This is a genomic window from Agrococcus sp. SGAir0287 (genome assembly GCF_005484985.1).
In the GTDB taxonomy this organism is placed as follows: Bacteria; Actinomycetota; Actinomycetes; order Actinomycetales; family Microbacteriaceae; genus Agrococcus.
This window is the reverse complement of sequence record NZ_CP027942.1, coordinates 2,411,307-2,434,345: the sequence shown is the minus strand read 5'-3', so window position 1 is coordinate 2,434,345 and position 23,039 is coordinate 2,411,307. Positions and strand designations below refer to the sequence as shown.

Below are 23,039 nucleotides of genomic sequence, written 5' to 3'. Positions count from 1 at the left end.
AGCCTATGCTCGAGGCGACCGAGGAGGGCGCATGCCGGCACCCGAGCGCACGACGACCGACGCCGTGATCGCCGCCGGTCGCGCCATCGTCGAGGAGGGCGGCGCGGCGGCGCTGACGATGCAGGCCGTCGCCGAGAGGGTCGGCGTGCGGGCGCCGTCGCTGTACAAGCGCGTCGCAGGTCGCGACGCGCTTCTCGCGGCCGTCGTCGCCGCGACCCTCGACGAGCTCGCGAGCGAGCTCGCCGCGGCTGCCGACGCCGGCACGGATGCGCGCGGCAGGCTCGTGGCGATCGCCGAGGCGACGCGCGCCTTCGCGCGTCGCGCGCCCGTCGGCTACGGCCTCGTCTTCGGGCCCCCGTCGCCGCAGGCGCCGGATCCCGCAGCGCTCGCGACCGCCGCGGACCCGCTGCTCGCCGCGACGCGGGAGCTCGTCGGCGACGAAGACGCGCTCGACGCGGCGCGACTGCTCACCGCCTGGCTCCACGGCTTCCTCGCCATGGACCTCGCCGGCGCCTTCCGCCTCGGCGGCGACGTCGATGCCGCGTTCGCCTACGGCCTCGACCGCATCCTCGCCGCCATCGAGCCCTGAGCGCCGGGATCAGCGCTGCGGCAGCTGCTGCAGCACCCAGCGATTGCCATCGGGGTCGACGAACGACACGAAGCGGCCCCACGCCAGCTCGTCGACGCCCTCGGCATCCACGCCCCGCGCTCGCAGGTCGGCCAGGGCGGCGTCGGCGTCGGGGATGACGGCCTGCACGTTGCGCATCGACCCGGGCTCGTCGTCGCTGATGCCTGTGCCGAAGGCGATCGAGCACGCCGAGCCGGGCGGCGTCACCTGCACGAAGCGCAGCGCGTCGGAGACGCGCTGATCGTGGTCGACGCTCCAGCCGAGCGTCTCGCCGTAGAAGGCGACCGAGCGGTCGACGTCGGCGACCGGCACGAAGACGAGCTCGATCCTGACCTCGAGGGCTGCGCCGCCCTCGTTCGCGGTGGTGTCCATGCGCCGACGCTACGCCGCACCACCGACGCGCGGTCGCCCGCGCCGCTACGCGACGTGCGTGCCGAAGAGCGAGCCGATGACGAAGGTGATCGCGAGGGCGCCGACGCCGCCGACGAGCACGCGCAGCATCGCCCGTCGCTTGCCCGCCGCGCCGATGCGCGCGGCCGTGAAGCCCGTCGCGAGCAGCGCGACGACGACCGCGGCGACGATCGACCACGGCGCCCACGACGTCGGCATGAGGATCACCGCGAGCAGCGGGATCACGGCGCCCGCCGAGAAGGCCGCGGCAGACGCGGCGGCAGCGGCCCACGGGTCGTTCGGCGACTCGTCCTCGTCGAGGCGGTACTCGATGTCGAGGTGCGCGCGGAGCGGGTCGGCCGCCGAGAGCTCGGCGGCGACGGCGTGCGCCGTGCGCGGCGAGAGGCCGCGCAGCTCGTACATGTGCGCGAGCTGCGCCTCCTGCCCGACGGGGTTGGAGGCGAGGAAGCGGCGCTCGCGGCGGATCGCGGCGCGCTCGCTGTCGCGCTGCGACGACACCGAGACGTACTCGCCGACGCCCATCGAGAGCGCGCCCGCGACGAGCGCCGCGGTGCCGGCCGTGAGGATCGCGCCCGAGCTCGCGCCCGATGCCGCGACGCCCACGATGAGCGCGGCGGTCGAGACGATGCCGTCGTTCGCGCCGAGCACGGCCGCGCGCAGCCACGACAGCCGCGAGGCGGTCGACTCGACCGGCGCGGGCAGGTCGGGGTGGCGGTGCAGCGCGGGATCCATGCCTTCCATCGTCCGCGCATGCGCGCGCTCGCGCGACGGGGGCGGGCCTGCCATCTCGGCGCCGACGGAGCCGAAGGCAACGGCTTCGGCGCACCGAATCCTCGGGGCGGCCCGAGAGCCGATCCGCACGGGCGCGCGCATCGCGTCCGCGAGCGTCCTCGACCGTCCGCAGACGCCGTACCACGCGCGACGAGGCGGGTGGCGCGACCGGGCTAGGCTGGTCGGCGGCCCCCACTCCCAGCAGAAGGATTCCGGTGGATCTCTACGAGTACCAGGCCAGGGACATGTTCGAGTCCCATGGCGTTCCCGTCCTGCCAGGCATCATCGCCGACACCCCCGAGGAGGCCGAGGCGGCAGCCCGCTCGATCGGCACCCCCGTCGTCGTCGTCAAGGCGCAGGTCAAGACCGGAGGCCGCGGCAAGGCCGGCGGCGTCAAGGTGGCGAAGAGCCCCGAGGAGGCGCGCGCCGCGGCGGAGGCCATCCTGGGCCTCGACATCAAGGGCCACACGGTCCACCGCGTCATGGTCGCCGCCGGTGCGCAGATCGAGGAGGAGTACTACTTCTCCGTGCTGCTCGACCGCGCGAACCGCTCCTACCTCGCCATGTGCTCGTACGAGGGCGGCATGGAGATCGAGCAGCTCGCCGAGGAGCGCCCCGAGGCCCTCGCCAAGGTCGAGGTCGACCCCGCCGTCGGCATCACCCTGCCCGTCGCCCGCCGCATCCTCGAGCAGGCGTCGTTCCCCGCGGACGTCATCGAGCGCGCGGCGCCGGTGCTCGTCACGCTGTACGACGTCTTCGAGAAGGAGGACGCGACGCTCGTCGAGGTGAACCCGCTCGTGCAGACGGCCGACGGCGCGATCGTCGCCCTCGACGGCAAGGTCACGCTCGACGAGAACGCCGGCTTCCGCAACCCCGGCCACGCCGCGCTCGAGGACGCCGCCGCGGCGGACCCGCTCGAGGCGAAGGCCAAGGAGTCGGACCTCAACTACGTGAAGCTCGACGGCCAGGTCGGCATCATCGGCAACGGCGCTGGCCTCGTCATGTCGACGCTCGACGTCGTCGCGTACGCCGGCGAGCAGTTCGGCGGCGTGAAGCCCGCCAACTTCCTCGACATCGGCGGCGGCGCCTCGGCCGAGGTCATGGCCGCGGGCCTCGACGTCATCCTCGGCGACGACGACGTGAAGAGCGTCTTCGTCAACGTCTTCGGCGGCATCACGGCGTGCGACGCCGTCGCCAACGGCATCGTGCAGGCGCTGGGGATCCTCGGATCCGCGGCGACGAAGCCGCTCGTCGTGCGACTCGACGGCAACAACGTCGACGAGGGTCGACGCATCCTGGCCGAGGCGGCGCATCCGCTCGTCACGGTCGTGGACACCATGGACGAGGCCGCCGCCAAGGCTGCCGAGCTGGCAGCGGCGTAGGGGGAAGCAGCATGTCGATCTACCTGAACAAGGATTCCAAGGTCATCGTCCAGGGCATCACCGGCGGCGAGGGCTCGAAGCACACCGCGCGGATGCTCGCGGCCGGCACGCAGGTCGTGGGCGGCGTGAACGCGCGCAAGGCCGGCACCACCGTGAGCCACGTCGCGAAGGACGGCTCGTCGGTCGAGCTGCCCGTCTTCGGCTCGGTCTCGGAGGCCATGGCCGCGACGGGCGCCGACGTCTCGATCGTCTTCGTGCCGCCGGCGTTCGCGAAGGACGCCGTCATCGAGGCCGTCGACGCCGGCATCGGCCTGCTCGTCGTCATCACCGAGGGCATCCCCGTGCAGGACTCCGCGGAGTTCTGGGCGCACGCGAAGGCCACGGGCACGACGCGCATCATCGGCCCGAACTGCCCCGGCATCATCACGCCCGAGGAGTCGCTCGTCGGCATCACGCCCGCGAACATCACGGGCAAGGGCCCCATCGGCCTCGTCTCGAAGTCGGGCACCCTGACGTACCAGATGATGTTCGAGCTGCGCGACATCGGCTTCTCGACCGCCATCGGCATCGGCGGCGACCCGATCATCGGCACGACGCACATCGACGCCCTCGAGGCGTTCGAGGCCGACCCCGAGACGAAGGCGATCGTCATGATCGGCGAGATCGGCGGCGACGCCGAGGAGCGTGCGGCCGACTTCATCAAGGCGAACGTCACGAAGCCCGTCGTGGGCTACGTCGCGGGCTTCACGGCTCCCGAGGGCAAGACGATGGGCCACGCCGGCGCGATCGTCTCGGGCTCGTCGGGCACCGCCGAGGCCAAGAAGGTCGCCCTCGAGGCCGCGGGCGTCAAGGTCGGCAAGACGCCCTCCGAGACGGCGCGCCTCATGCGCGAGGTCATCGCGGCGCTCTGACGCGCAGCGGACGACAGGAGGGCCCCGGCATCAGCCGGGGCCCTCCTGATTTCGCGAGCGCCGAGCGCCGGACGGATCGATCAGGGTGCGGGGATCTGCAGCTCGAGGTCGTCGCCCTGGTTGCCGTAGGTGATCGTCGTGATCGCCGCGTAGTCGAAGCCCTCCGGTGCGAGCACGACGGGGCACACGCGGTCGATGACGGTGCCGACGTCGCCGCTCGCGCCGTAGAGGTCGAGATCGCGGTCGACGGTCTCGTAGTCCCAGCCGTCGTCCCCGCCGGGCACCGTGAACTGGCTGACGACGTCGATGAGGGAGCCGTAGCCGCTCTCGGCCTCCTCGAGCGTCGCGCGGAAGCAGCCCCAGCCGACCTCCATGCCGGCCGGCGGCGCGGGTGCGGGGGCGCCATCCTCGCCGGCGTACTCGGTGAGCTGGTCGAGGGGTGCGGGTCCGAAGTCGAGCAGCTCGAGTCGCCAGGTGACGCCGTCGTTGGAGATGACGGCGGTCGAGCCCTCCACCGTGCCGGTCGGCTCGCCGTCGGCGGCCTGCGTCGGCGTCGAGGACGGCGCAGCGTCCGGAGAGCTGCTCGGCTGCGTCGACGTGGGATCGGGGGCAGGCGCGGCGTCGGTGGGCGGCGGCGGTGCGGAGGGCGGCGTGAGCACGCAGCCGCTGAGGGCGAGCGAGGCTGCGAGCAGCGTGGCGGCGGTGGCGAGTCGGCGCATGACGGAGGACCTTCCTGACGGGACGGTCCACCATGGCATGCGCACCTGACGGATCCCCGATCCGCGATCGGGCTTGCGCTCGTGCACGAGATGCACGTGGGCGGGGCGTGCGGTGGAATGCACCCTCCTCGTCCTCCACAGGTGCATCGTGTGCCGTGCGATCCACCTGTCGTGCCTGCTGGCGGTGGGACGGCGTCGGTCGACGGCATCCTCGCCGAGTGATCGATCCGGTGCTCATCCGACACGGCGTGCTGACGGCCGCGCAGCTGCGCCTCCTCGGCTGGTCGAGGAGGGATCGCGACGCCTCGGTCGCGAACGGGCATCTGACGCGCATCAGGGACGGCTGGTTCGCGGAGCCGGCGGCCGACCCCCGGGTGGTCGCGGCCGTCGCCGCAGGAGGTTGCCTCGCCTGCGCCACCGCGCTGCGGGCCCACGGTGCGTGGGTGCCGGAGTCGCTCGGCCGCGTTCACGTGCGGCTCGCCCGGCGCGCCGACGGAGCCGGGACGGGTCGGGGATGCCGACCGCACGGACGCATGCCCCCGGTGCACGACGCGGTGGACCCGATCGACGTCGCGTTCCGCTGCCTGCTGAGGTGCGGGAGCGACGAGGACGTCGTGGTGGTCGCGGACTCGCTGCTCCACCTGCGGCTCGCGACGATGCACGACCTCGAGCGGTGGGTCGACACGTCGCCGAGCCGGTTCCGTGCGCTCCTGTCGCGCACCGCTGCTGCCGAGTCGGGTCTCGAGAGCATCGTGCGACTCCGACTGCGCCGCCACCGCATCGTCGTCCGGACGCAGGTGCAGATCGAGGACATGCGCGTGGACATGGTGGTGGGGGAGGTCCTGGTCATCGAATGCGATGGCGCCGAGCACCACGGCTCATGGGCTGCGCATGCAGCCGACCGGGCTCGTGATCGCAGGCTCGTGGTCCTGGGCTACCGCGTCATCCGACTGACCTACCGGCAGGTGCTCGACGACTGGCCGGCCGTCGAGCGGGACATCCTGGCGCTCGTCCGCGCCGACGTGCATCGTGCTCCCCGCACGAGATGAACGGGAGCGGTGCATGAGGTGGAATGCGCCCTCGCGGCGCCCCTCACGCGCATCTCGTGCTGGCGTCGAGACGCAGAGGGGCCCCGGCATCGACCGGGTCCCCTCTGCTGCGTCTCGACGCGTCAGCGCAGCGCGTCGACGATCGCGTTGAGCGTCGGCGAGGGACGCATCGCCGCCTCGGCCTTGGCGGCGTCGGGACGGTAGTAGCCGCCGAGGTCGACGGGCGAGCCCTGCGCCGCGAGCAGCTCCGCCTCGATCTCCTCGGTCTTCGACGCGAGCTCCGCGGCGACGGGGCCGAAGCGCTCGGCGAGCGCCGCGTCCTCGGTCTGCTGGCTGAGCTCCTCGGCCCAGTAGCGCGCGAGCCAGAAGTGGCTGCCGCGGTTGTCGATCTCGCCGACGCGGCGCGAGGGCGACCTGTTCTCGTCGAGGAACGTCGCCGTGGCGCGGTCGAGCGTCTCGCCGAGCACGCCTGCGCGCTCGTTGCCCGTCGCGAGCGCGAGGTGGCGGAACGACTCCGCGAGCGCCATGAACTCGCCCAGCGAGTCCCAGCGCAGGTGGTTCTCCTGCTCGACCTGCTGCACGTGCTTCGGCGCCGAGCCGCCCGCGCCGGTCTCGAACAGGCCGCCGCCGGCGAGCAGCGGCACGACCGACAGCATCTTCGCGCTCGTGCCGAGCTCGAGGATGGGGAAGAGGTCGGTGTTGTAGTCGCGCAGCACGTTGCCCGTCACCGAGATGGTGTCGAGGCCCTGACGGATGCGGCCGACCGCGTGGGTCGTCGCCGCCGCCGGCGCGAGGATCTGGATGTCGAGGCCCTCGGTGTCGTGGCGAGGCAGCTCGTCCTGCACGACGCGGATGAGGTTCGCGTCGTGCGCGCGGTCCTCGTCGAGCCAGAACACGGCCGGGGTGTCGGAGAGGCGTGCGCGCTGCACGGCGAGGCGCACCCAGTCGCGGATCGGCACGTCCTTCGTCTGGCAGGCGCGCCAGATGTCGCCGGTCGAGACCTCGTGCGACAGCAGCACCTCGCCGGCGGCGTCCACGACCTCGATGCGGCCGTCAGCAGTCGCCGTGAACGTCTTGTCGTGGCTGCCGTACTCCTCGGCCTTCTGCGCCATGAGGCCGACGTTCGGCACCGATCCCATCGTCGTCGGGTCGTAGGCGCCGTTCGCCTTGCAGTCGTCGATGACGGCCTGGTAGACGCCGGCGTAGGAGGAGTCCGGGATGACCGCGAGCGTGTCCGCCTCCTCGCCGTCGGGGCCCCACATGTGGCCCGCGGTGCGGATCATGGCCGGCATCGAGGCGTCGACGATGACGTCGGAGGGCACGTGCAGGTTCGTGATGCCCTTGTCGGAGTTCACCATCGCGAGGCGCGGACCCTCGCGCAGCCCCTCCTCGACGGCGGCGCGCACGCCCTCGGCGACCGACGGCTCGAGCGCGTCGAGGCCGGCGAGGATCGAGCCGAGGCCGTCGTCCGGCGTGAGGCCCGCCGCCTCGAGCTCGGCGCCGTAGCGCTCGAAGAGCACGGGGAAGAACGCGCGCACGACGCGGCCGAAGATGATCGGGTCCGAGACCTTCATCATCGTCGCCTTGAGGTGGACGGAGAACAGCACGCCCTCCTCCTTCGCAACGCGCACCTGCTCGGCGAGGAAGCGGTCGAGGGCGGCGACGCGCATGACGGTCGCGTCGACGATCTCGCCGGCGAGCACGGGCACGCGCTCCTTCAGCACCGTCACGGCGCCGTCGGCGCCGACGTGGCGGATCTGCAGGTCGGTGGCCTCGGGGACGATGACCGACTGCTCGTTCGAGCGGAAGTCGTCGACGCCCATCGTCGCGACGCGCGTGCGGGAGTCGGGCGACCAGCGGCCCATCGAGTGGGGGTGCTTGCGCGCGTACTGCTTCACCGACTGGGGTGCGCGGCGGTCGGAGTTGCCCTCGCGCAGCACGGGGTTCACCGCCGAGCCCTTCACGGCGTCGTAGCGGGCGCGCACGTCGCGCTCCTCGTCGGTCGATGGCTCGTCGGGGTAGTCGGGCAGGTCGACGCCCTGCGCGCGCAGCTCGGCGATCGCCGCCTTCAGCTGGGGCACGGATGCCGAGATGTTCGGCAGCTTGATGATGTTGGCCTCGGGCGTCTTCGCGAGCTCGCCGAGCTCGGCGAGCGCGTCGTCCTGGCGCTGGTCGGCGGGCAGGCGGTCCGAGAAGGCCGCGACGATGCGGCCGGAGAGCGAGATGTCGCGCGTCTCGACGGCGACGTCGGCCGCCTTCGCGAAGCCCTGCACGATCGGCAGGAGCGAGTGCGTCGCGAGCATCGGCGCCTCGTCGGTGTGGGTGTAGATGATCGTCGCCATGGATGCGTCGTCCCTCGTCGATGGTCGGTGGGGGCGCGCCGGATGGCGGCGCAGGCCCGCATCCCAACCTATCGCGGCTGCGGCGCGGGTCGCCCGCGTCGCGGGCGAGGCGGCCGGGAGGCCGGGGCCAGCGCCACTAGGCTCGCCGCGTGCGTCGCCTCTCGTCCGTCCTGCTGCAGGCGGTCGAGTCGACCTCCATCGCGCTCGCGACGCTGGTGCTCACGCTCGTGCCCGCCGTCGTGACCTTCGCAGCGGGCGGCCTCTCCGGCGACGCGGCCGTGCCCTGGCGCATCGCGGTCGACGCGTGGATGCTTGGCCACGGGGTCGACGTCGGGGTCGCGCTCGGCGACGCGGCGGTCGCCGCCGTCGGCACGGACGCCGCGGCGCAGCCCTTCGTGCTCGGCGTCGGCGCATGGGGCATCGGCCTTGCGACGATCCTGCTCGCCGCGCGCAGCGGCATGCGGCTCGCCCGCACGGCCGAGCCGGCGTGGGGTCTCGTCGGCGGCGTGCTCGCGACCTCGGCGGTCGGCGTCGCGCTCGCGCTGACGGCGCAGCACGAGGCGGCGGCGCCGAACGTCGTGCACGCCGCGATCGGACCCGCTGCATGCATGCTGCTCGGGCTCGCGATCGGCGCGCTGTGGGAGGCGCGCGACGTCGTGGGCGACGCGGGCTCGTGGCTCGCGATCGACGCCTCGGCCGTGCCGCTCGTGCGCGCGTCCCTTCGGGCGGGGCTCGCGGTCGCCGCCGCCTTCGTCGGGCTCGGCGCCGTCCTGCTCGCGATCGCGCTCCTCGTGCGGCAGGCCGACGTCATCGGCCTCTTCGAGGCGCTGCAGCCCGACCACCTCGGCGTCGTCGTGCTGTGGCTCGTGCAGCTCGCGCTGCTGCCGACGGCCGTCGTGTGGTCGACGTCGTGGATGCTCGGGCCGGGCTTCGCCATCGGCGCCGGCTCGAGCGTCTCGCCGCTCGGCACGGACCTCGGCCCCGTGCCGACGCTGCCGCTGCTCGGCGCGATCGCCCCGGGCGTGCAGCCGTGGTCGCTCGTCGTCGTGGTCGTGCCGCTCGTCGCGGCGGTCGGCATCGGCGCCCTCGTGCGGCAGCGATCCACGCTGACGCGCTGGTGGCAGTCCGTCGTCGTCGCGGTCGGCGGCGGCGTCGTCGCAGGCGCGGTGCTCGCCGCGCTCGCGGCTGCGACGTCGGGAGGCATGGGCCCCGGCCGGCTCGACGTCGCCGGGCCGACGTGGTGGATCGTGGGCCTCGTCGCCGCGGGCGTGGCCGCTGTCGGCCTGACGGCCGGACTGCTCTCCGGCCGTTCGCCCGAGACGACCGATGGCGACGTGGACGACGACCACGACGACGCGGACACCGCCGACCTCGACGTCGCGGCGCTCGCCGCGGCGGCCCGTGCTCGCGCGGCGGGGGAGACGGGGCCGTTGCCGTCGCTGTCGGCCGACGGCGGGGGCTCGGCATCGTCGGACGGCGCGGTCGCCGGGCGGCTGGCGGACGCGGAGACCGCGCCCGTCGCGCCGCTCGCGGCGACGCAGACCCATGCCGAGGCGGCGCCCGCGCGTCCGCTCGCCGCCGACGAGCAGGAGACGGAGCCCGTGCTCCCGCTCGAGGACGTCGTCGACCCGGCCGAGCGCGACGCGCAGCCCCCCGGTGTCGAGCGCGACCCGGACGATCCCGACGGCGCGAGCGGCGCATCCGGCCGCCGATAGGCTGGCGGGCGTGCTGCGTCTGGTCGTCCTCGTCTCCGGTGGCGGCAGCAACCTCGCCGACCTGCTCGAGCGCACGCGCGACGGCCGCGTGCCTGCGGCGATCGTCGCGGTCGGCGCCGACCAGGAGTGCGGCGGCATCGACCTCGCTCGTGCCGCGGGCATCCCGACCTTCGTCGAGCCCTTCGCGCAGCCCCGGGCCGCGTGGAGCGGCCGCATCGTCGACCGCGTCCTCGAGCACGCCCCGGACCTCACGATCCTCTCCGGCTTCATGCGGCTGCTGTCGGCGGATGCCGTGGCGCGGCTGAGCCCGAACCTCGTGAACACGCACCCCGCCTACCTGCCCGAGTTCCCCGGTGCCCATGCCGTGCGCGACGCGCTCGCGGCCGGCGCGACCGAGACCGGCGCATCCGTCATCGTGGTCGACGCCGGCGTCGACACCGGTCCCGTCCTCGCGCAGGTGCGCGTGCCCATCCACCCCGACGACGACGAGGCGAGCCTCCACGACCGCATCAAGCCGGTCGAGCGCGACCTGCTCGCGGACGTCGTCACGCACTGGAACCAGGAGTCCTGACGTGAGCGGTCCCACCCACGACGAGAGCCTCTACCGCGAGCGGGACGTGGTGCCGATCCGCCGCGCGCTGCTGTCGGTGAGCGACAAGACCGGCATCCTCGAGCTCGCCGCTGCGCTGCACGCGGCCGGCGTCGAGCTCGTCTCCACCGGGTCGACGGCCCAGGGCATCGCCGACGCGGGCATCCCCGTGACCCAGGTCGCCGACGTCACAGGCTTCCAGGAGGCGCTCGACGGTCGTGTGAAGACGCTGCACCCGAGCATCCACGCGGGTCTGCTCGCCGACCTGCGGCTCGAGCACCACGAGCAGCAGCTCGCCGAGCTCGGCATCGCGCCCTTCGAGCTCGTCGTCGTGAACCTGTACCCGTTCGTCGACACCGTGCGCTCGGGCGCCGCGGCCGACGCCGTCGTCGAGCAGATCGACATCGGCGGCCCGGCGATGGTGCGCGCGAGCGCCAAGAACTTCGCGAACGTGGCGATCGTCACGGATCCGCGCGCGTACGACCTCGTCGCGCGGGCGCTGCCGACCGGCCTCTCGCTCGCGCAGCGCCGCGCGCTCGCGAGCGACGCGTTCGCGCACACCGCGGCCTACGACGCCGCGGTCGCCCGCTGGTTCGCCACCGGGTCCGTCGAGGAGCAGGATGCGGCGACAGCCGGCCCCGCGACCGCGGAGGAGTCGGCCGAGCAGCCCGCCGGCGCGGCCGCGCAGCTGCTCGCCGCGATCGGCGACGCGACGCTCGCGACGCCGCTGCGCTACGGCGAGAACAGCCATCAGCAGGCGGGCCTGTTCACCCTCCCCGCCGGCCGCGGCATCGCGCAGGCGACGCTGCTGCACGGCAAGGAGATGTCGTTCAACAACTACGTGGACGCCGATGCAGCGCTGCGCGCCGCCTTCGACCACGACGAGCCGGCCGTCGCGATCATCAAGCACGCGCAGCCGTGCGGCGTCGCGCTCGCCGCCGCAGGTGCGACCGATCCGATCGCATCCGCCCATGAGCGCGCGCACGCATGCGATCCCGTGTCGGCGTTCGGCGGCGTCATCGCCGCCAACCGCACCGTGACCGCGGCGATGGCGCAGACCGTCGCCGGCATCTTCACCGAGGTCGTCGTCGCGCCCGACTTCGAGCCCGAGGCGATCGAGATCCTCAGCGCGAAGGCCGCCATCCGGCTGCTGCGTCTGCCGGAGGGCTACGCGCGCGAGGCGAGCGAGCTGCGGCAGATCTCGGGTGGCCTGCTGCTGCAGCAGCCGGACACCTTCCACGGCTTCTCGAGCCACACGTGGCGCCGCGTCACGGGCGCCCACGTCGACGACGCGACGCTCGCGGACCTCGAGTTCGCCTGGCGCGCCGTGCGCGCGGTGAAGTCGAACGCGATCCTGCTCGCCGCCGACCGCGCCGCCGTGGGCGTCGGCATGGGCCAGGTCAACCGCGTCGACTCGTGCGTGCTCGCCGTCTCGCGCGCCGGCGACCGCGCACGCGGCTCCGTCGCCGCGTCGGATGCCTTCTTCCCGTTCGCCGACGGTCCGCAGATCCTCATCGACGCCGGCGTGCGCGCCATCGTCCAGCCCGGGGGATCGAAGCGCGATGACGAGGTGATCGCAGCTGCCGAGGCCGCGGGTCTCACGATGTACCTCACGGGGGAGCGGCACTTCTTCCACTGACGCGCCGCGCCGCGGCGCTCGAGCGGCCACGCCCCGCACCCCTCGAGGGATGCGGGGCGTCGTCGTCGGCGGCACGCACGCGAGGCCGAGGATGTCTCGATCGTCGAACGGACGTGTCGGCCTGCGGGGTACGTCGTCCCCTTCGGAATCCGTCGTCTGCTGGTGCTGATAGCAATGCTTCCGATGGATCGGTCCCCCGATCCGTCCCCCCGCGGTCGCCAGGGATGCGCGCCGTTCCTAGGTTCGTCGTCGGCCTCCGCGGCACGATCCTCGCGCGGGCGCCACCGCCCCTGTCCTCTCGACGAATCGGTGATCCTCCGTGCTCGACACCTCCATCTCCAGGCGTCCGCGAGCCCTCGCGCTCGCGGCGGTTCTCCTGCTGACGGCGCTCCTCAGCGCCCTGCTCGTGACCGTCTCGCCCCAGGCCGCGCAGGCGCACACGCCTGCGGCGAACCCGACGTGCACGTCCCTCGACGTGTCCGCGACCAACTACAACGGCAACGCTCCGAACCGCGTCACCGTCGTCATCGACGGCGACACCGTCGTCGACGAGACGTTCGGTGCGAGCTTCGTGCGCTCCTTCCCGTGGGACGACACCGTCGACCACACCTGGGCCGTGACGATCGACCAGGGCGACGGGGACCAGTACGACTACCACGGCTCCGGCACGCAGACGGCGTGCGAGGAGCCGCCCGCGACGCACGTCGGCATCACGACCGAGCCCTCCTTCCACGACGTCTGCGGCCCGGACTTCCAGCTGACGGTCCCGGCGGACACCGAGGGCTACCGCTTCAGCGTGGCCGACGGCACGCAGGACGGCGCCGGCGACGTCGTCGTCACCGCGACCCTGAACGACGGCTACGTGTGGGAGGACGGCTCGACCGCGCCGAAGACCTGGACGTTCCACGCGACGAACGAGCCGTGCGACGTGCCCACCACCATCGAGGGCACGCCGAACGTCGTCGACGAGTGCGGCCCCGGCTACGACGTGCAGCTGCCCGCCGTGACGGACGCCGACGGCTACTCCTTCTCGGTCGACGAGAGCGGCGTCGTCGACGGCCAGGGCACGGTCGTGATCACCGCAACCCTCGCCGAGGGCTTCACGTGGGACGACGGCACCACCGCGCCGCGCCAGTTCACCTTCGACGTGACGAACGAGCCGTGCACGACCGGGCCCATCCCCGCACCCACGCCGACCGAGATCTGCGGCCCCGACGGCGACGCGCCGTACACGCTGCCCGCCGACGGCGAGCACTACCGCTACGTGGTGACCGACCCGGGCACCTACACCGACGGCGAGCGCGTCATCACGATCACCGTCGCGTTCGACGAGGGCTGGACCGCGCCCGAGGGTGCCCAGACCTCGTGGACGTTCACCCTGCAGGAGCAGGAGTGCGACACCCCGGTCACGGGCGTCGCCACGGCCGACGTCACGGTCACGCCCGCGTCCTGCACGGCTCCCGGGTCGGCGACGACCGGCGCCATCGAGAACGCCTCGTGGACCGTGACGGACGCCCCCGCCGCGGGCGGCCAGGCGACCTTCGTCGCCGTGGCCGACCAGGGCGCGGCCTTCCAGGCCGGTCTGCCCGGCGTCTCGAGCGACCTGACGACGCGCACCTTCACGGTGGACGTGCCGGCAGCCGGTGGCGAGCTCTGCACCGTCGCGACGCCGCCGGCCCAGCCGCCGGCCGGCCAGACGCCGCCGCAGGCGACCACGCCGCGTCTGCCCCAGACGGGCTTCGACGTGACGCCGATGCTCGCCCTGGGCGCGCTGCTGGCGCTCGCAGGCGCCGCGCTCGTCACCCGTCGCCTCCGCGCGCACGGCTGATCCAGGCACCACGCCACCACGCGGGAGGCCCCGCATCCGAGAGGATGCGGGGCCTCCCGCTTGCGCGTCGAGGCGTCGCGCGCATAGCCTGGAGGGCTCTCGCCGACCAAGGAGGACGCCATGCTCATCGCACCCGCTCCCACGCTCGTCGGCGTCGTCGCCCGCTAGGGCAGCACGACCACCCGCACCGCCGCATCGCCAGCGCCCCACCCGGCGCGAACCTCCCCGGGCGCATCCCGCCCGACATCCAGCACCGCCTTCCACGCGCGTCACGAGCGCGTCATCGAGGAATCCCCCATGCCGTCGCAGCCCGCTGCCCCCACCAAGCCCCGCATCCTCCCGTCGCTGGCGCGGCTCATGCCGTACGTGCGGCCGTACATGCCCCGACTCGTCGCCGGCGTCGTCGCCGCCCTCGTCGGCGCGCTGCTCGCGCTCGCGATCCCGCTCGTCCTGCGCGCCCTCGTCGACGGTCCGCTCACCGATGGCGCACGCGAGGCCGTGTGGCCGGCTGCCATCGCCGTGCTGGCGCTCGGCGTCGCGGAGGCGCTGTGCATCTTCCTGCGCCGCTTCTTCGTGCTGTCGCCCTCGACGTACATCGAGGCGTCGATGCGGCGCGACCTCTACGCGCGCCTGCAGCAGCTGCCCGTCGCCTTCCACGACCGCTGGCAGTCGGGCCAGCTGCTCTCGCGTGCGGTGCAGGACCTCGGCACGCTGCGACGCTTCCTCGCCTTCGGCTCCGTGCTCTTCGTCGTCAACCTCCTGACCCTCGTGGTCGGCGTCGCCGTCCTCGTGTGGTGGAGCCCCCTGCTCGGCGGCCTCTTCGTGCTCCTGTCGCTGCCGATCGTCGTCGTCGCCTTCCGCTTCGAGCAGCGCTACCACCGGGTCTCGCGTCGCGCGCAGGACCAGGCGGGCGACCTCGCGACGACGGTCGAGCAGTCGGTGCACGGCATCCGCGTCCTCAAGGCGTTCGGCCGCGGCGCGCACGCCCTCGACGGCTTCACGTCGCAGGCGAGCGAGCTGCGCTCGACGGAGATCGCCAAGGCACGCCAGGACGCGTCGCTGTGGATGTGGCTGACGATCATCCCCTTCGTCTCCTACGCCGTGTGCCTCTTCGTCGGCGTCTGGCTCGTCACGATCGACCAGCTCACGATCGGCCAGCTGCTGGCCTTCTTCGCGACCGCCGTGGTGCTCAACTGGCCGATCGAGTCGATGGGCTTCCTCTACGCCTTCGCCATCGACGCCGCCAACGCGTCCGTGCGCTTCCACGAGGTCATCGACACCGAGAACACGATCGACGACCCCGAGCGTCCGGCGACGATCGCCGAGCCGCGCGGGCGGCTCGCGTTCGAGGGCGTGCACTTCCGCTACCAGGACGCCGCCGCGCACGAGCGCGACCTCGTCGACGGGGCGGACCTCGTGCTCGAGCCGGGGGAGACCATGGCGCTCGTGGGCTCGACCGGCAGCGGCAAGACGACGCTGACGGCCCTGCCGGCGCGGCTCTACGACGTCACGGGCGGTCGCGTGCTGCTCGACGGGGTCGACGTGCGCGACCTCGCGCGCGAGGAGCTGCGCACGCACGTGTCGATGGCGTTCGAGGACGCGACGCTGTTCTCGCGCTCCGTGCGCGAGAACGTGCTGCTCGGCGTCCCGGACGCCGGCGACGACGTGCTCGAGGAGGCGTTGCGCATCGCGCAGGCGGGCTTCGTGCACGAGCTGCCGGACGGCGTCGACACCGTGATCGGGGAGGAGGGACTGTCGCTGTCGGGCGGGCAGCGTCAGCGGCTCGCGCTCGCGCGCGCCGTCGCGGCGAAGCCCAGCGTGCTCGTGCTCGACGACCCGCTCTCCGCGCTCGACGTCGACACCGAGGCGCAGGTCGAGGCGGCGCTGCGGCAGGTGCTCGCCGAGACGACCGCGCTCATCGTCGCCCACCGTCCGTCGACCGTGCAGCTCGCCGATCGCGTCGCGCTCATGCGCGACGGCCGCATCGACGACGTCGGCACGCACTCCGAGCTGCTCGACCGCAACGACCACTACCGATTCGTCATCTCGAGCCTGGAAGAGGCCGAGCGCAACCGAGAGGTGAACCTGTGAGCGTCCACGGCGTCTCCGGCGAGGACCGCGACGACTACACGAAGGAGGAGTCGCGGGCGATCCGCCTGCGCTCGCGCAGGCTGCTCGTGCAGCTCGTGCGCCCGCACCTGCGGCGCATCGCGTGGACGATGGTGCTCGTCGTCATCTCGGCCGGCGCCGGCGTCGTCGGCCCTGCGATCATCGCCTACGGCGTCGACACGGCGCTGCCCGCGATCCTCGACGACCAGGACTGGCTGCCGCTGTGGGGCGCGACGATCGTCTACGTCGTGTCGGCGATCGCGGCGGGCGTGCTCATGTACGTCTACACGGTCTCATCGGCGCGCATCAGCCAGGCCGTGCTCTTCTCGCTGCGCCGTCGGCTCTTCGACCACACGCAGCGGCTGAGCCTCGAGTTCCACGAGCAGTACACGTCGGGCCGCATCATCGCGCGCCAGACGAGCGACCTCGAGTCGATCCGCGACCTGCTCGACCAGGGCCTCAACGAGCTCGTGCGCGGCATCCTCTTCATGGCGTTCACGGGCGTCGCGATGGTGCTGCTCGATCCCCTCTCCGGGCTCGTGCTCGGCATCGCGCTCATGCCGGCGATCATCCTCACGCGCTGGTTCCAGCAGCGCTCCACGGTGCGCTTCCGCGAGACGCGCACGACGAGCGCGCGCATGATCGTGTACTTCGTCGAGACCATGACGGGCATCCGCGCCGTCAAGGCGTTCCGCACCGAGCAGCGCAACGACGAGGAGTTCGGCGAGCGCACCGAGGACTACCGCGTGGCCAACCACCGCGTCATCGCGCTCTTCGGCATCTACGAGCCCGGCATCGTCGCGATCGGTGCGACGAGCATCGCCGCGATCGTGCTGCTCGGCGGCCTGCGCGTCATCGACGGCTCGCTCGAGGTCGGCGTGCTGCTCGCGACCGCGCTGTACGCGCGGCAGTTCTTCCAGCCCATCCAGGGCATCGCGATGTTCTTCAACGGCTACCAGTCGGCCTCGGCCGCGCTCGAGAAGATCTCGGGCGTGCTCGAGGAGGAGCCGACGGTGCCGGAGCCCGCGTCGCCCGTCGCGCTCGAGCGGGCATCGGGCGAGATCGAGTTCGACTCCGTGCGCTTCGCGTACGCGACGGGCGGCGACGTGCTGCCGCACCTCGACCTCGCCATCCCGGCGGGGCAGACGATCGCGCTCGTCGGCACGACCGGGGCGGGCAAGACGACGCTCGCGAAGCTCGTCTCGCGCTTCTACGACCCGACCGAGGGCGCCGTGCGCCTCGACGGCGTCGACCTGCGCGACCTGACGAACGACGACCTGCGTCGATCGGTCGTCATGGTGACGCAGGAGGCGTACCTGTTCTCGGGGACGGTCGCCGAGAACATCGCGCTCGGCAAGCCGGATGCGACGAGCGCCGAGATCGAGGCCGCCGCGCGCGCGGTCGGGGCGCACGAGTTCATCACGGCGCTGCCCGACGGCTACGACACCGACGTGAACAAGCGCGGCGGACGCGTGTCGTCCGGTCAGCGGCAGCTGCTGTCGTTCGCGCGCGCGTTCCTCGCCGACCCCGCCGTCCTCATCCTCGACGAGGCCACCGCGAGCCTCGACATCCCGAGCGAGCGGCTCGTGCAGCAGGCGCTGCAGACGCTGCTGGCCGACAGGACGGCGATCATCATCGCCCACCGCCTGTCGACGGTCGCGATCGCGGACCGCGTGCTCGTCATGGAGCACGGACGCGTGATCGAGGACGACGCGCCGGATGCGCTCATCGCCGCCGGCGGCAGGTTCGCGAGCCTGCACCGCGCGTGGCGGGAGTCGCTCGTCTGAGCGATGCGGCGGGCGCCCTGGTGGCGCCCGCCGCTCCCGTCACAGGCTCGACGCGACGAATCCGACGCCGACGGAGAGCAGGATCTGGACGAGCACCGACACGCCGATGCCCAGCGCCGCGGCCGCGAGCAGTCGTCTTCTGTCGCGGACCACGAGGCCAGCGATCGCGAGTCCGATCGTCATGAGCGACAGCACGACGCGGACGGCGGTGAAGGCGTTGCTGAGCGGCTCGATCGTCGGCACGCCGCCACCTTGCGAGATGGCGAGGTTGACGGCGAGCTGCTGCGCGGGTGCGGTGAGCGTCAGGAGCGCCGCGACCGCGATGGCGGCGATGCCGAGGACGTTCGCGCGCCGGCGCGGTGCCGGATCGAGCGGCGGCTGCAGCGGTCGAGGCGCGGCGCCGACCGACTGCTGCTGGGGTTGCGACCACGACGGGGGCTGCGGAGGAGGAGGCTGCGTCATGCGCCGATCATCCGCTCGCCGGCTGCGTGCCAGCCGAGCGCGTCAGTCGGGCATCCATCGGGCTCGTCGCTGGATGCGGAACGGGGCATCGGCGCCCGGCGGCGTGTCCGCGAGGGGCGTGCCCTCCGCCTCGTAGTGCGGCAGCGCCCGGTCGTGGAGTCCGGCCGGCGGCAGGCCGCTCGCGCGGACGACGCGCCACCAGGGCAGTCCCTCGGAGTCGGTCGCCATGATGCGGCCGACGCGGCGCGCGGCCCGCGATCCGAGCACGGCGGCGACCTCGCCGTACGCCATCACCCGTCCGGGCGGGATGCTCGCGACGAGCTCGTGGACGGCCTCGGCGAAGGCGTCGCGGTCGGGCTCGGGCTCCTCGGTCACGTCGTCACGATACGACGCTGGCGGAGTGCGTTCCGCAGGCGATCGCGGGTCGTGAGGGGGATGCTCCCTCGAGACCCGCGATCGCCTCCGAGACGAGCAGTGCGGATGTGGATGGCTGCGTCTCGCAGGCGATCGAAGGTGCCCGAGGGGCATCTTCCCTCCGACCACCGAGATCGCCTGCGAGACGCGACGACCTGGTCGCCCGAGATCGCCTGCGAGACGCAGACGGCGGAGGGATCAGGCGCCGGGCAGCGTGCGGCCGACCGCCGCGTACGTGCGACGCAGCGCGTCGGTCGCCGCCTCGGCGTCGCGCTGCGCCACCCCGAGGTAGAGGCAGTCGCCGAGCAGCAGCTGCGCCGTGCGGCTGCCCAGCGCGCCCGAGCGCAGCGGCGCCGCCTCCCGGGCGGCGGTCCGCAGCACGACGTCGGCGTCGGCGGCGAGCGGCGAGGCGTCGTCGTTCGTGATCGCGACCGTCGTGGCGCCCGACTCGCCCGCGAGGCGCAGGAAGCGCACGGTCTCGACGGTCGTGCCCGAATGCGAGATGGCGATCGCGACGGACGCCTCGTCGAGCACGGCCGCCGCCGTCCATGCCGCGTGCGGCTCGGGCCACTCGATCGCCACGCGGCCGATGCGCGAGAGCTTTCGCTGCAGGTCGACGGCGACGATCGCGCTCGCCCCGACGCCGAAGAGGTCGACGCGGCGGGCGCGGACGATCGCGTCGACGGCGCGCGTCAGCGCATCCACGTCCACGGCGGCGGCGGTGTCGGCGATCGAGAGCGACTCGTTCGCGGCGACCCTGGCGACGACGTCCTCCATGCCGTCGCCGAGCGAGACGTCGGAGCTCGTGACGTCGATCGCGGCGACCGCGAGGCGCTCGCGGAGATTCTGCTCGGCGAGCGCGCGGCGCAGGTCGCGGAAGCGCTCGAAGCCGACGGTGCGGGTGAACCGCACGACCGTCGTCGTCGAGGTGCTGGCGGCGGCGGCGATCTCGCCGATCGACCGCGTTGCGAAGCCCTCGGGGTCGGCGAGCAGCGCGTCGGCGATGCGCCGCTCGGAGGGGCGCAGCTCCTCGTAGCGTGCGCGCGTCTCGGTCAGCACGGTGCGCGGCGTGCGTCGCTCGGTCGTCATCGTCGTCCTCTCGGTGCCTCGTCACCGTACAGTCGTGGGCCGCCGCTCCGCAGTCACCGCGCATGTACCCAATGTACCCGAACTACTGCATTCGTGTACGCTATGTACACGATCGCTCCCATCGACGCGAGGATCCACCCATGGCCGCACCCGACCAGATCGCCGCCCAGTTGCTGCAGCACCTCGGTGGCGCCGAGAACGTGGCAGGCGTGGAGCAGTGCATGACGCGCATGCGCGTCACGCCGGTCGATCGCGCCCGCATCGACGAGTCGGCCGTGCGCGGCACCGACGGCGTGCTCGGCATCGTCGACGACGAGACGTTCCAGATCGTGCTCGGACCCGGCGCCGTGACGCGCATCACGACCGCGTTCCGCGCCCGGCTCTCGGCCGGCGGCTCCGACGCCCAGGCGCTCGCGGCCCGGGGTGCGGACATCAAGGCGGCGCAGCGGCGGCGCAACGACACCCCGTTCAAGAACCTCATCCGGAAGATCGCCAACATCTTCGTGCCGCTCATTCCGGCGCTCATCGGTGCCGGCATCGTCGCTGCGGTCCGCGGCCTCCTCGTGAACTGGGATGCCGTCGGCGCGGCCCCGGCGTGGGTCGCCGGCCTCATCCCCGCGCTCACCGCGATCGGCTCGGCGTTCTTCGCCTACCTCGCGATCTTCGCGGGCATCAACGCCGCGAAGGAGTTCGGCGGCACGCCCGCGCTCGGCGGCGCCGTCGCCGCGATCATCGTCTTCCCCGGCATCGCCGACGTCACGTACGCCCTGCCGGTCGTCGGCGAGATCACCCTCGCACCGGGACAGGGAGGGGTCATCGGCGCCATCTTCGCCGCGGTGCTGGCCTCGTGGATCGAGCGCGGGCTGCGCGGCCGCATCCCGGACGCGATCGACATCCTCGTCACGCCGACGCTCGCGCTGCTCGGCTCGGGCCTCGCGACGATCTTCGCCTTCATGCCGCTCGCCGGCGCGATCGCCACGGGCATCGGCTCCGGCGCCGTGTGGCTGCTGCAGGTGTCGGGCATCCTGGCGGGATTCGTGCTCGGCGGGCTCTTCCTGCCGCTCGTGATGCTCGGCCTGCATCAGGCGCTCATCCCCATCCACGCGACCCTCATCGAGCAGCTCGGCTTCACGCCGCTGCTGACGATCCTCGCGATGGCCGGCGCCGGTCAGGTGGGCGCGGCGATCGCGATCTGGATCCGTCTGCGCCGCAACGCCTCGCTGCGCCGGGCGATCAAGGGCGCGCTGCCCGTCGGCGTGCTCGGCGTCGGCGAGCCGCTCATCTACGCCGTCACGCTGCCGCTCGGGCGGCCCTTCCTCACGGCGTGCCTCGGCGGCGCCGTCGGCGGTGCGGTCGCCGGTGCGTTCAACCAGCTCGTCGCGCCGTGGGGCGCGACCGCCATCGGGCCCTCGGGCTGGGCGCTGCTGCCGCTGCTGCAGAGCGATGCAGGGCAGGGCTACGCGATCCTCGCCTACGCGATCGGACTGCTCGCCGGGTACGTCGGTGGATTCGTCATCACGATGCTCTTCGGCTTCCCCAAGGCGCTGCTCGCCGAGCACGGGGGAGCGGTGGATGCGGACGCGGAGTCCGCCGCCGCGACGCCGTCGACGTCGCCGACGCCCGGCACGCGCATCGCGATCGCCGCGCCGGCCGAGGGGCGCATCCTCTCGCTGGACGACGTGCCCGACGCCGCCTTCCGCGAGCGCACGCTCGGCGACGGGTTCGCCGTGGACCCCACGAGCGGCCGCTTCGCGAGCCCCGTCGCCGGCACGATCACCGCGCTCTTCCCGACGGGGCACGCGTTCGGCGTCACGACGCCCGAGGGGCTCGAGGTGCTCGTGCACGTCGGCCTCGGCACGGTCGCGCTCGGCGGCGAGGGCTTCACCGTGCTGCGGGCGGAGGGCGACGTCGTCGAGGCGGGGGACGCCGTCGTCGACGTCGACCTCGACGCGATCCGCGACCGCGTGCCCTCGCTCGTCTCGCCCGTCGTCGTCCTGAACGGCGGCGCCTGGGCGATCGTCGAGCGCGACGCCGAGGCACCCGTCGTGGTCGCCGCGTCCGCGGCGGCGGACGCATGACCACCGCATCCGCGCCGAAGGGGCAGCTCGTGACCGACGACATCCACGCCATCGCCGCGCTCGGCACCGAGGGTCGCAACCCGCGCACCCTCGACCTCGACACGCTCGACACGACGACGCTGCTCGAGCGCATGAACGACGAGGACGCGACGGTCGCGGGTGCGGTCCGTGCCGCGCTGCCGCAGATCGCCGACGCGGTCGACCGCATCGCCGCGGCGCGCCGCCGTGGCGGGCGGCTCGTCTACCTCGGAGCGGGCACGAGCGGGCGGCTCGGCCTCCTCGACGCCGTGGAGTGCCCGCCGACCTTCGGCACGGATCCCGGCGAGGTCGTCGGGCTCATGGCAGGCGGGCGCGACGCGTTCGTCGTCGCCGTCGAGGGGGCGGAGGACGATCCGGACCTCGGCGCCGCCGACGTGGCGGGACTCGGCGTCGGCGCGGACGACGTCGTCGTCGGGCTCGCGGCGAGCGGCCGGACCCCGTACGTGCTCGGCGGCCTCGCCGAGGCCCGTGCGCGCGGCGCTGCGACCGTCGCCGTCGCGTGCAACCCTGGCTCGCGCATCGGCGCGGCCGCGGACGTCGCGATCGAGGTCGCGACAGGCCCCGAGGTGCTCACGGGGTCCACGCGACTCAAGGCCGGCACGGCCCAGAAGCTCGTGTGCAACATGCTCTCGACGGCGAGCATGGTGCGCACCGGCAAGGCCTACGGCAACCTCATGGTCGACGTGAGGCCCACCAACGCGAAGCTCGTCGACCGCGCGCAGCGGATCGTCGCCGAGGCGACGGGTGCGGATCGTGCGGCTGCGGCGGACGCGCTCGCCGCGGCGGGCGAGCACGCGAAGGTCGCGATCGTCATGCTGCTCGCCGACCGGGACGCGACGGGTGCGCAGGCGCTGCTCGATGCCGCGGGCGGCGACGTGCGCGCGGCGCTCGCGACGGCCTGACGTCGCGGCGACCGCGGCGACGTTCGGCGCCCGCGGCGGCGCCGGGCTCAGCGTACGGTACCGAACCGTGCCCTCTGCGTTGCGCAGGCGATTCCGGCTCGTGAGGGCGATCTTCCCTCGTGGGGCGGGATCGCCTGCGAGACGCGACGGAGCGCGGCGTCGGGCGGGCGGGGGA

Annotated in this window: 19 protein-coding genes; 12 read left to right on the top strand and 7 right to left on the bottom strand. The window is 73.3% G+C overall.

Features of this window, described 5'->3' with window-relative positions; translation table 11 throughout:
* Window positions 1-31: 31 nt before the first annotated feature.
* The gene (locus C1N71_RS11570) at window positions 32-589 is read left to right on the top strand and encodes a TetR/AcrR family transcriptional regulator (protein WP_137756546.1); all 558 of its coding nucleotides are present in this window, start codon (window positions 32-34) and stop codon (window positions 587-589) included.
* Between the two features lie 9 nt (window positions 590-598).
* Here the strand turns inward: C1N71_RS11570 and C1N71_RS11565 are convergent, their stop codons facing one another.
* Together C1N71_RS11565 and C1N71_RS11560 are read right to left on the bottom strand one after the other, a co-directional pair.
* Window positions 599-1,000, bottom strand: coding sequence for a glyoxalase superfamily protein (locus tag C1N71_RS11565; protein WP_137756545.1), 402 nt, complete (start codon window positions 998-1,000; stop codon window positions 599-601).
* A 45-nt stretch (window positions 1,001-1,045) separates the two neighbouring features.
* Window positions 1,046-1,771 carry a VIT1/CCC1 transporter family protein gene (locus C1N71_RS11560; RefSeq protein WP_137756544.1) on the bottom strand — a complete coding sequence of 242 codons (726 nt, stop codon included), beginning with the start codon at window positions 1,769-1,771 and terminating at the stop codon, window positions 1,046-1,048.
* A 254-nt stretch (window positions 1,772-2,025) separates the two neighbouring features.
* Between C1N71_RS11560 and sucC the strand changes: the two genes are divergently transcribed.
* Window positions 2,026-3,192, top strand: a complete 1,167-nt coding sequence (sucC, locus tag C1N71_RS11555; RefSeq protein ID WP_137756543.1) for an ADP-forming succinate--CoA ligase subunit beta — start codon at window positions 2,026-2,028, stop codon at window positions 3,190-3,192.
* Between the two features lie 11 nt (window positions 3,193-3,203).
* Window positions 3,204-4,103 carry a succinate--CoA ligase subunit alpha gene (gene sucD, locus C1N71_RS11550; RefSeq protein ID WP_137756542.1) on the top strand — a complete coding sequence of 300 codons (900 nt, stop codon included), beginning with the start codon at window positions 3,204-3,206 and terminating at the stop codon, window positions 4,101-4,103.
* Between the two features lie 80 nt (window positions 4,104-4,183).
* Here the strand turns inward: sucD and C1N71_RS11545 are convergent, their stop codons facing one another.
* Entirely contained in the window at window positions 4,184-4,822 is a 639-nt protein-coding gene (locus C1N71_RS11545) for a hypothetical protein (RefSeq protein ID WP_137756541.1), read from the bottom strand.
* A gap of 32 nt (window positions 4,823-4,854) precedes the next feature.
* Between C1N71_RS11545 and C1N71_RS15520 the strand changes: the two genes are divergently transcribed.
* Complete coding sequence (locus tag C1N71_RS15520; RefSeq protein ID WP_368074099.1) at window positions 4,855-5,871, top strand: endonuclease domain-containing protein; 1,017 nt, start codon at window positions 4,855-4,857, stop codon at window positions 5,869-5,871.
* Window positions 5,872-5,993: 122 nt separating this feature from the next.
* Here the strand turns inward: C1N71_RS15520 and C1N71_RS11535 are convergent, their stop codons facing one another.
* Window positions 5,994-8,213 carry an NADP-dependent isocitrate dehydrogenase gene (locus tag C1N71_RS11535; RefSeq protein ID WP_137756539.1) on the bottom strand — a complete coding sequence of 740 codons (2,220 nt, stop codon included), beginning with the start codon at window positions 8,211-8,213 and terminating at the stop codon, window positions 5,994-5,996.
* A 149-nt stretch (window positions 8,214-8,362) separates the two neighbouring features.
* Here C1N71_RS11535 and C1N71_RS11530 point away from each other — a divergent pair, with 149 nt between their 5' ends.
* From C1N71_RS11530 to C1N71_RS11505, 6 genes are all read left to right on the top strand, one after another.
* The gene (locus C1N71_RS11530; protein WP_137756538.1) at window positions 8,363-9,928 is read left to right on the top strand and encodes a cell division protein PerM; all 1,566 of its coding nucleotides are present in this window, start codon (window positions 8,363-8,365) and stop codon (window positions 9,926-9,928) included.
* Window positions 9,929-9,938: 10 nt separating this feature from the next.
* Window positions 9,939-10,499 carry a phosphoribosylglycinamide formyltransferase gene (purN, locus tag C1N71_RS11525; RefSeq protein WP_137756537.1) on the top strand — a complete coding sequence of 187 codons (561 nt, stop codon included), beginning with the start codon at window positions 9,939-9,941 and terminating at the stop codon, window positions 10,497-10,499.
* A gap of 1 nt (window position 10,500) precedes the next feature.
* A complete protein-coding gene (purH, locus tag C1N71_RS11520; protein ID WP_137756536.1) occupies window positions 10,501-12,156 on the top strand; it encodes a bifunctional phosphoribosylaminoimidazolecarboxamide formyltransferase/IMP cyclohydrolase in 1,656 nt (551 codons plus the stop codon).
* Window positions 12,157-12,475: 319 nt separating this feature from the next.
* Entirely contained in the window at window positions 12,476-13,984 is a 1,509-nt protein-coding gene (locus tag C1N71_RS11515) for an LPXTG cell wall anchor domain-containing protein (RefSeq protein WP_137756535.1), read from the top strand.
* Between the two features lie 297 nt (window positions 13,985-14,281).
* Entirely contained in the window at window positions 14,282-16,075 is a 1,794-nt protein-coding gene (locus C1N71_RS11510; protein WP_137756534.1) for an ABC transporter ATP-binding protein, read from the top strand.
* Window positions 16,072-17,880: an ABC transporter ATP-binding protein gene (locus tag C1N71_RS11505; RefSeq protein ID WP_137756533.1), complete on the top strand. Its 1,809-nt coding sequence runs from the start codon at window positions 16,072-16,074 to the stop codon at window positions 17,878-17,880. The genes C1N71_RS11510 and C1N71_RS11505 overlap by 4 nt, the downstream gene beginning before the upstream one ends.
* Window positions 17,881-17,919: 39 nt before the next feature.
* Here the strand turns inward: C1N71_RS11505 and C1N71_RS11500 are convergent, their stop codons facing one another.
* The 3 genes from C1N71_RS11500 to C1N71_RS11490 form a co-directional block, all read right to left on the bottom strand.
* Window positions 17,920-18,342 (bottom strand): hypothetical protein, encoded by a 423-nt coding sequence (locus C1N71_RS11500; RefSeq protein WP_137756532.1) that lies wholly within the window; start codon window positions 18,340-18,342, stop codon window positions 17,920-17,922.
* 42 nt (window positions 18,343-18,384) lie between these two features.
* Window positions 18,385-18,717: an MGMT family protein gene (locus tag C1N71_RS11495; RefSeq protein ID WP_254677989.1), complete on the bottom strand. Its 333-nt coding sequence runs from the start codon at window positions 18,715-18,717 to the stop codon at window positions 18,385-18,387.
* Between the two features lie 237 nt (window positions 18,718-18,954).
* Window positions 18,955-19,845 (bottom strand): MurR/RpiR family transcriptional regulator, encoded by an 891-nt coding sequence (locus tag C1N71_RS11490; RefSeq protein WP_137756530.1) that lies wholly within the window; start codon window positions 19,843-19,845, stop codon window positions 18,955-18,957.
* A 140-nt stretch (window positions 19,846-19,985) separates the two neighbouring features.
* Between C1N71_RS11490 and C1N71_RS11485 the strand changes: the two genes are divergently transcribed.
* Both C1N71_RS11485 and murQ read left to right on the top strand, forming a co-directional pair.
* Entirely contained in the window at window positions 19,986-21,923 is a 1,938-nt protein-coding gene (locus C1N71_RS11485) for a glucose PTS transporter subunit IIA (RefSeq protein WP_137756529.1), read from the top strand.
* On the top strand, window positions 21,920-22,864 hold the full coding sequence (gene murQ, locus C1N71_RS11480) for an N-acetylmuramic acid 6-phosphate etherase (protein WP_137756528.1): 945 nt from the start codon (window positions 21,920-21,922) through the stop codon (window positions 22,862-22,864). Before C1N71_RS11485 ends, murQ begins: the two co-directional genes overlap by 4 nt.
* Window positions 22,865-23,039: the final 175 nt, after the last annotated feature.

Excerpts from the sequence above, each read along its gene's own strand:
- C1N71_RS11510 (WP_137756534.1), top strand. The coding sequence starts at position 14,282 with ATGCCGTCGCAGCCCGCTGCCCCCACCAAGCCCCGCATCCTCCCGTCG.
- C1N71_RS11490 (WP_137756530.1), bottom strand. The coding sequence starts at position 19,845 with ATGACGACCGAGCGACGCACGCCGCGCACCGTGCTGACCGAGACGCGC.
- C1N71_RS11570 (WP_137756546.1), top strand. The coding sequence starts at position 32 with ATGCCGGCACCCGAGCGCACGACGACCGACGCCGTGATCGCCGCCGGT.
- C1N71_RS11545 (WP_137756541.1), bottom strand. The coding sequence starts at position 4,822 with ATGCGCCGACTCGCCACCGCCGCCACGCTGCTCGCAGCCTCGCTCGCC.
- C1N71_RS11565 (WP_137756545.1), bottom strand. The coding sequence starts at position 1,000 with ATGGACACCACCGCGAACGAGGGCGGCGCAGCCCTCGAGGTCAGGATC.
- murQ (WP_137756528.1), top strand. The coding sequence starts at position 21,920 with ATGACCACCGCATCCGCGCCGAAGGGGCAGCTCGTGACCGACGACATC.
- C1N71_RS15520 (WP_368074099.1), top strand. The coding sequence starts at position 4,855 with ATGGCATGCGCACCTGACGGATCCCCGATCCGCGATCGGGCTTGCGCT.
- C1N71_RS11500 (WP_137756532.1), bottom strand. The coding sequence starts at position 18,342 with ATGACGCAGCCTCCTCCTCCGCAGCCCCCGTCGTGGTCGCAACCCCAG.
- sucD (WP_137756542.1), top strand. The coding sequence starts at position 3,204 with ATGTCGATCTACCTGAACAAGGATTCCAAGGTCATCGTCCAGGGCATC.
- C1N71_RS11485 (WP_137756529.1), top strand. The coding sequence starts at position 19,986 with ATGGCCGCACCCGACCAGATCGCCGCCCAGTTGCTGCAGCACCTCGGT.
- C1N71_RS11535 (WP_137756539.1), bottom strand. The coding sequence starts at position 8,213 with ATGGCGACGATCATCTACACCCACACCGACGAGGCGCCGATGCTCGCG.
- C1N71_RS11560 (WP_137756544.1), bottom strand. The coding sequence starts at position 1,771 with ATGGATCCCGCGCTGCACCGCCACCCCGACCTGCCCGCGCCGGTCGAG.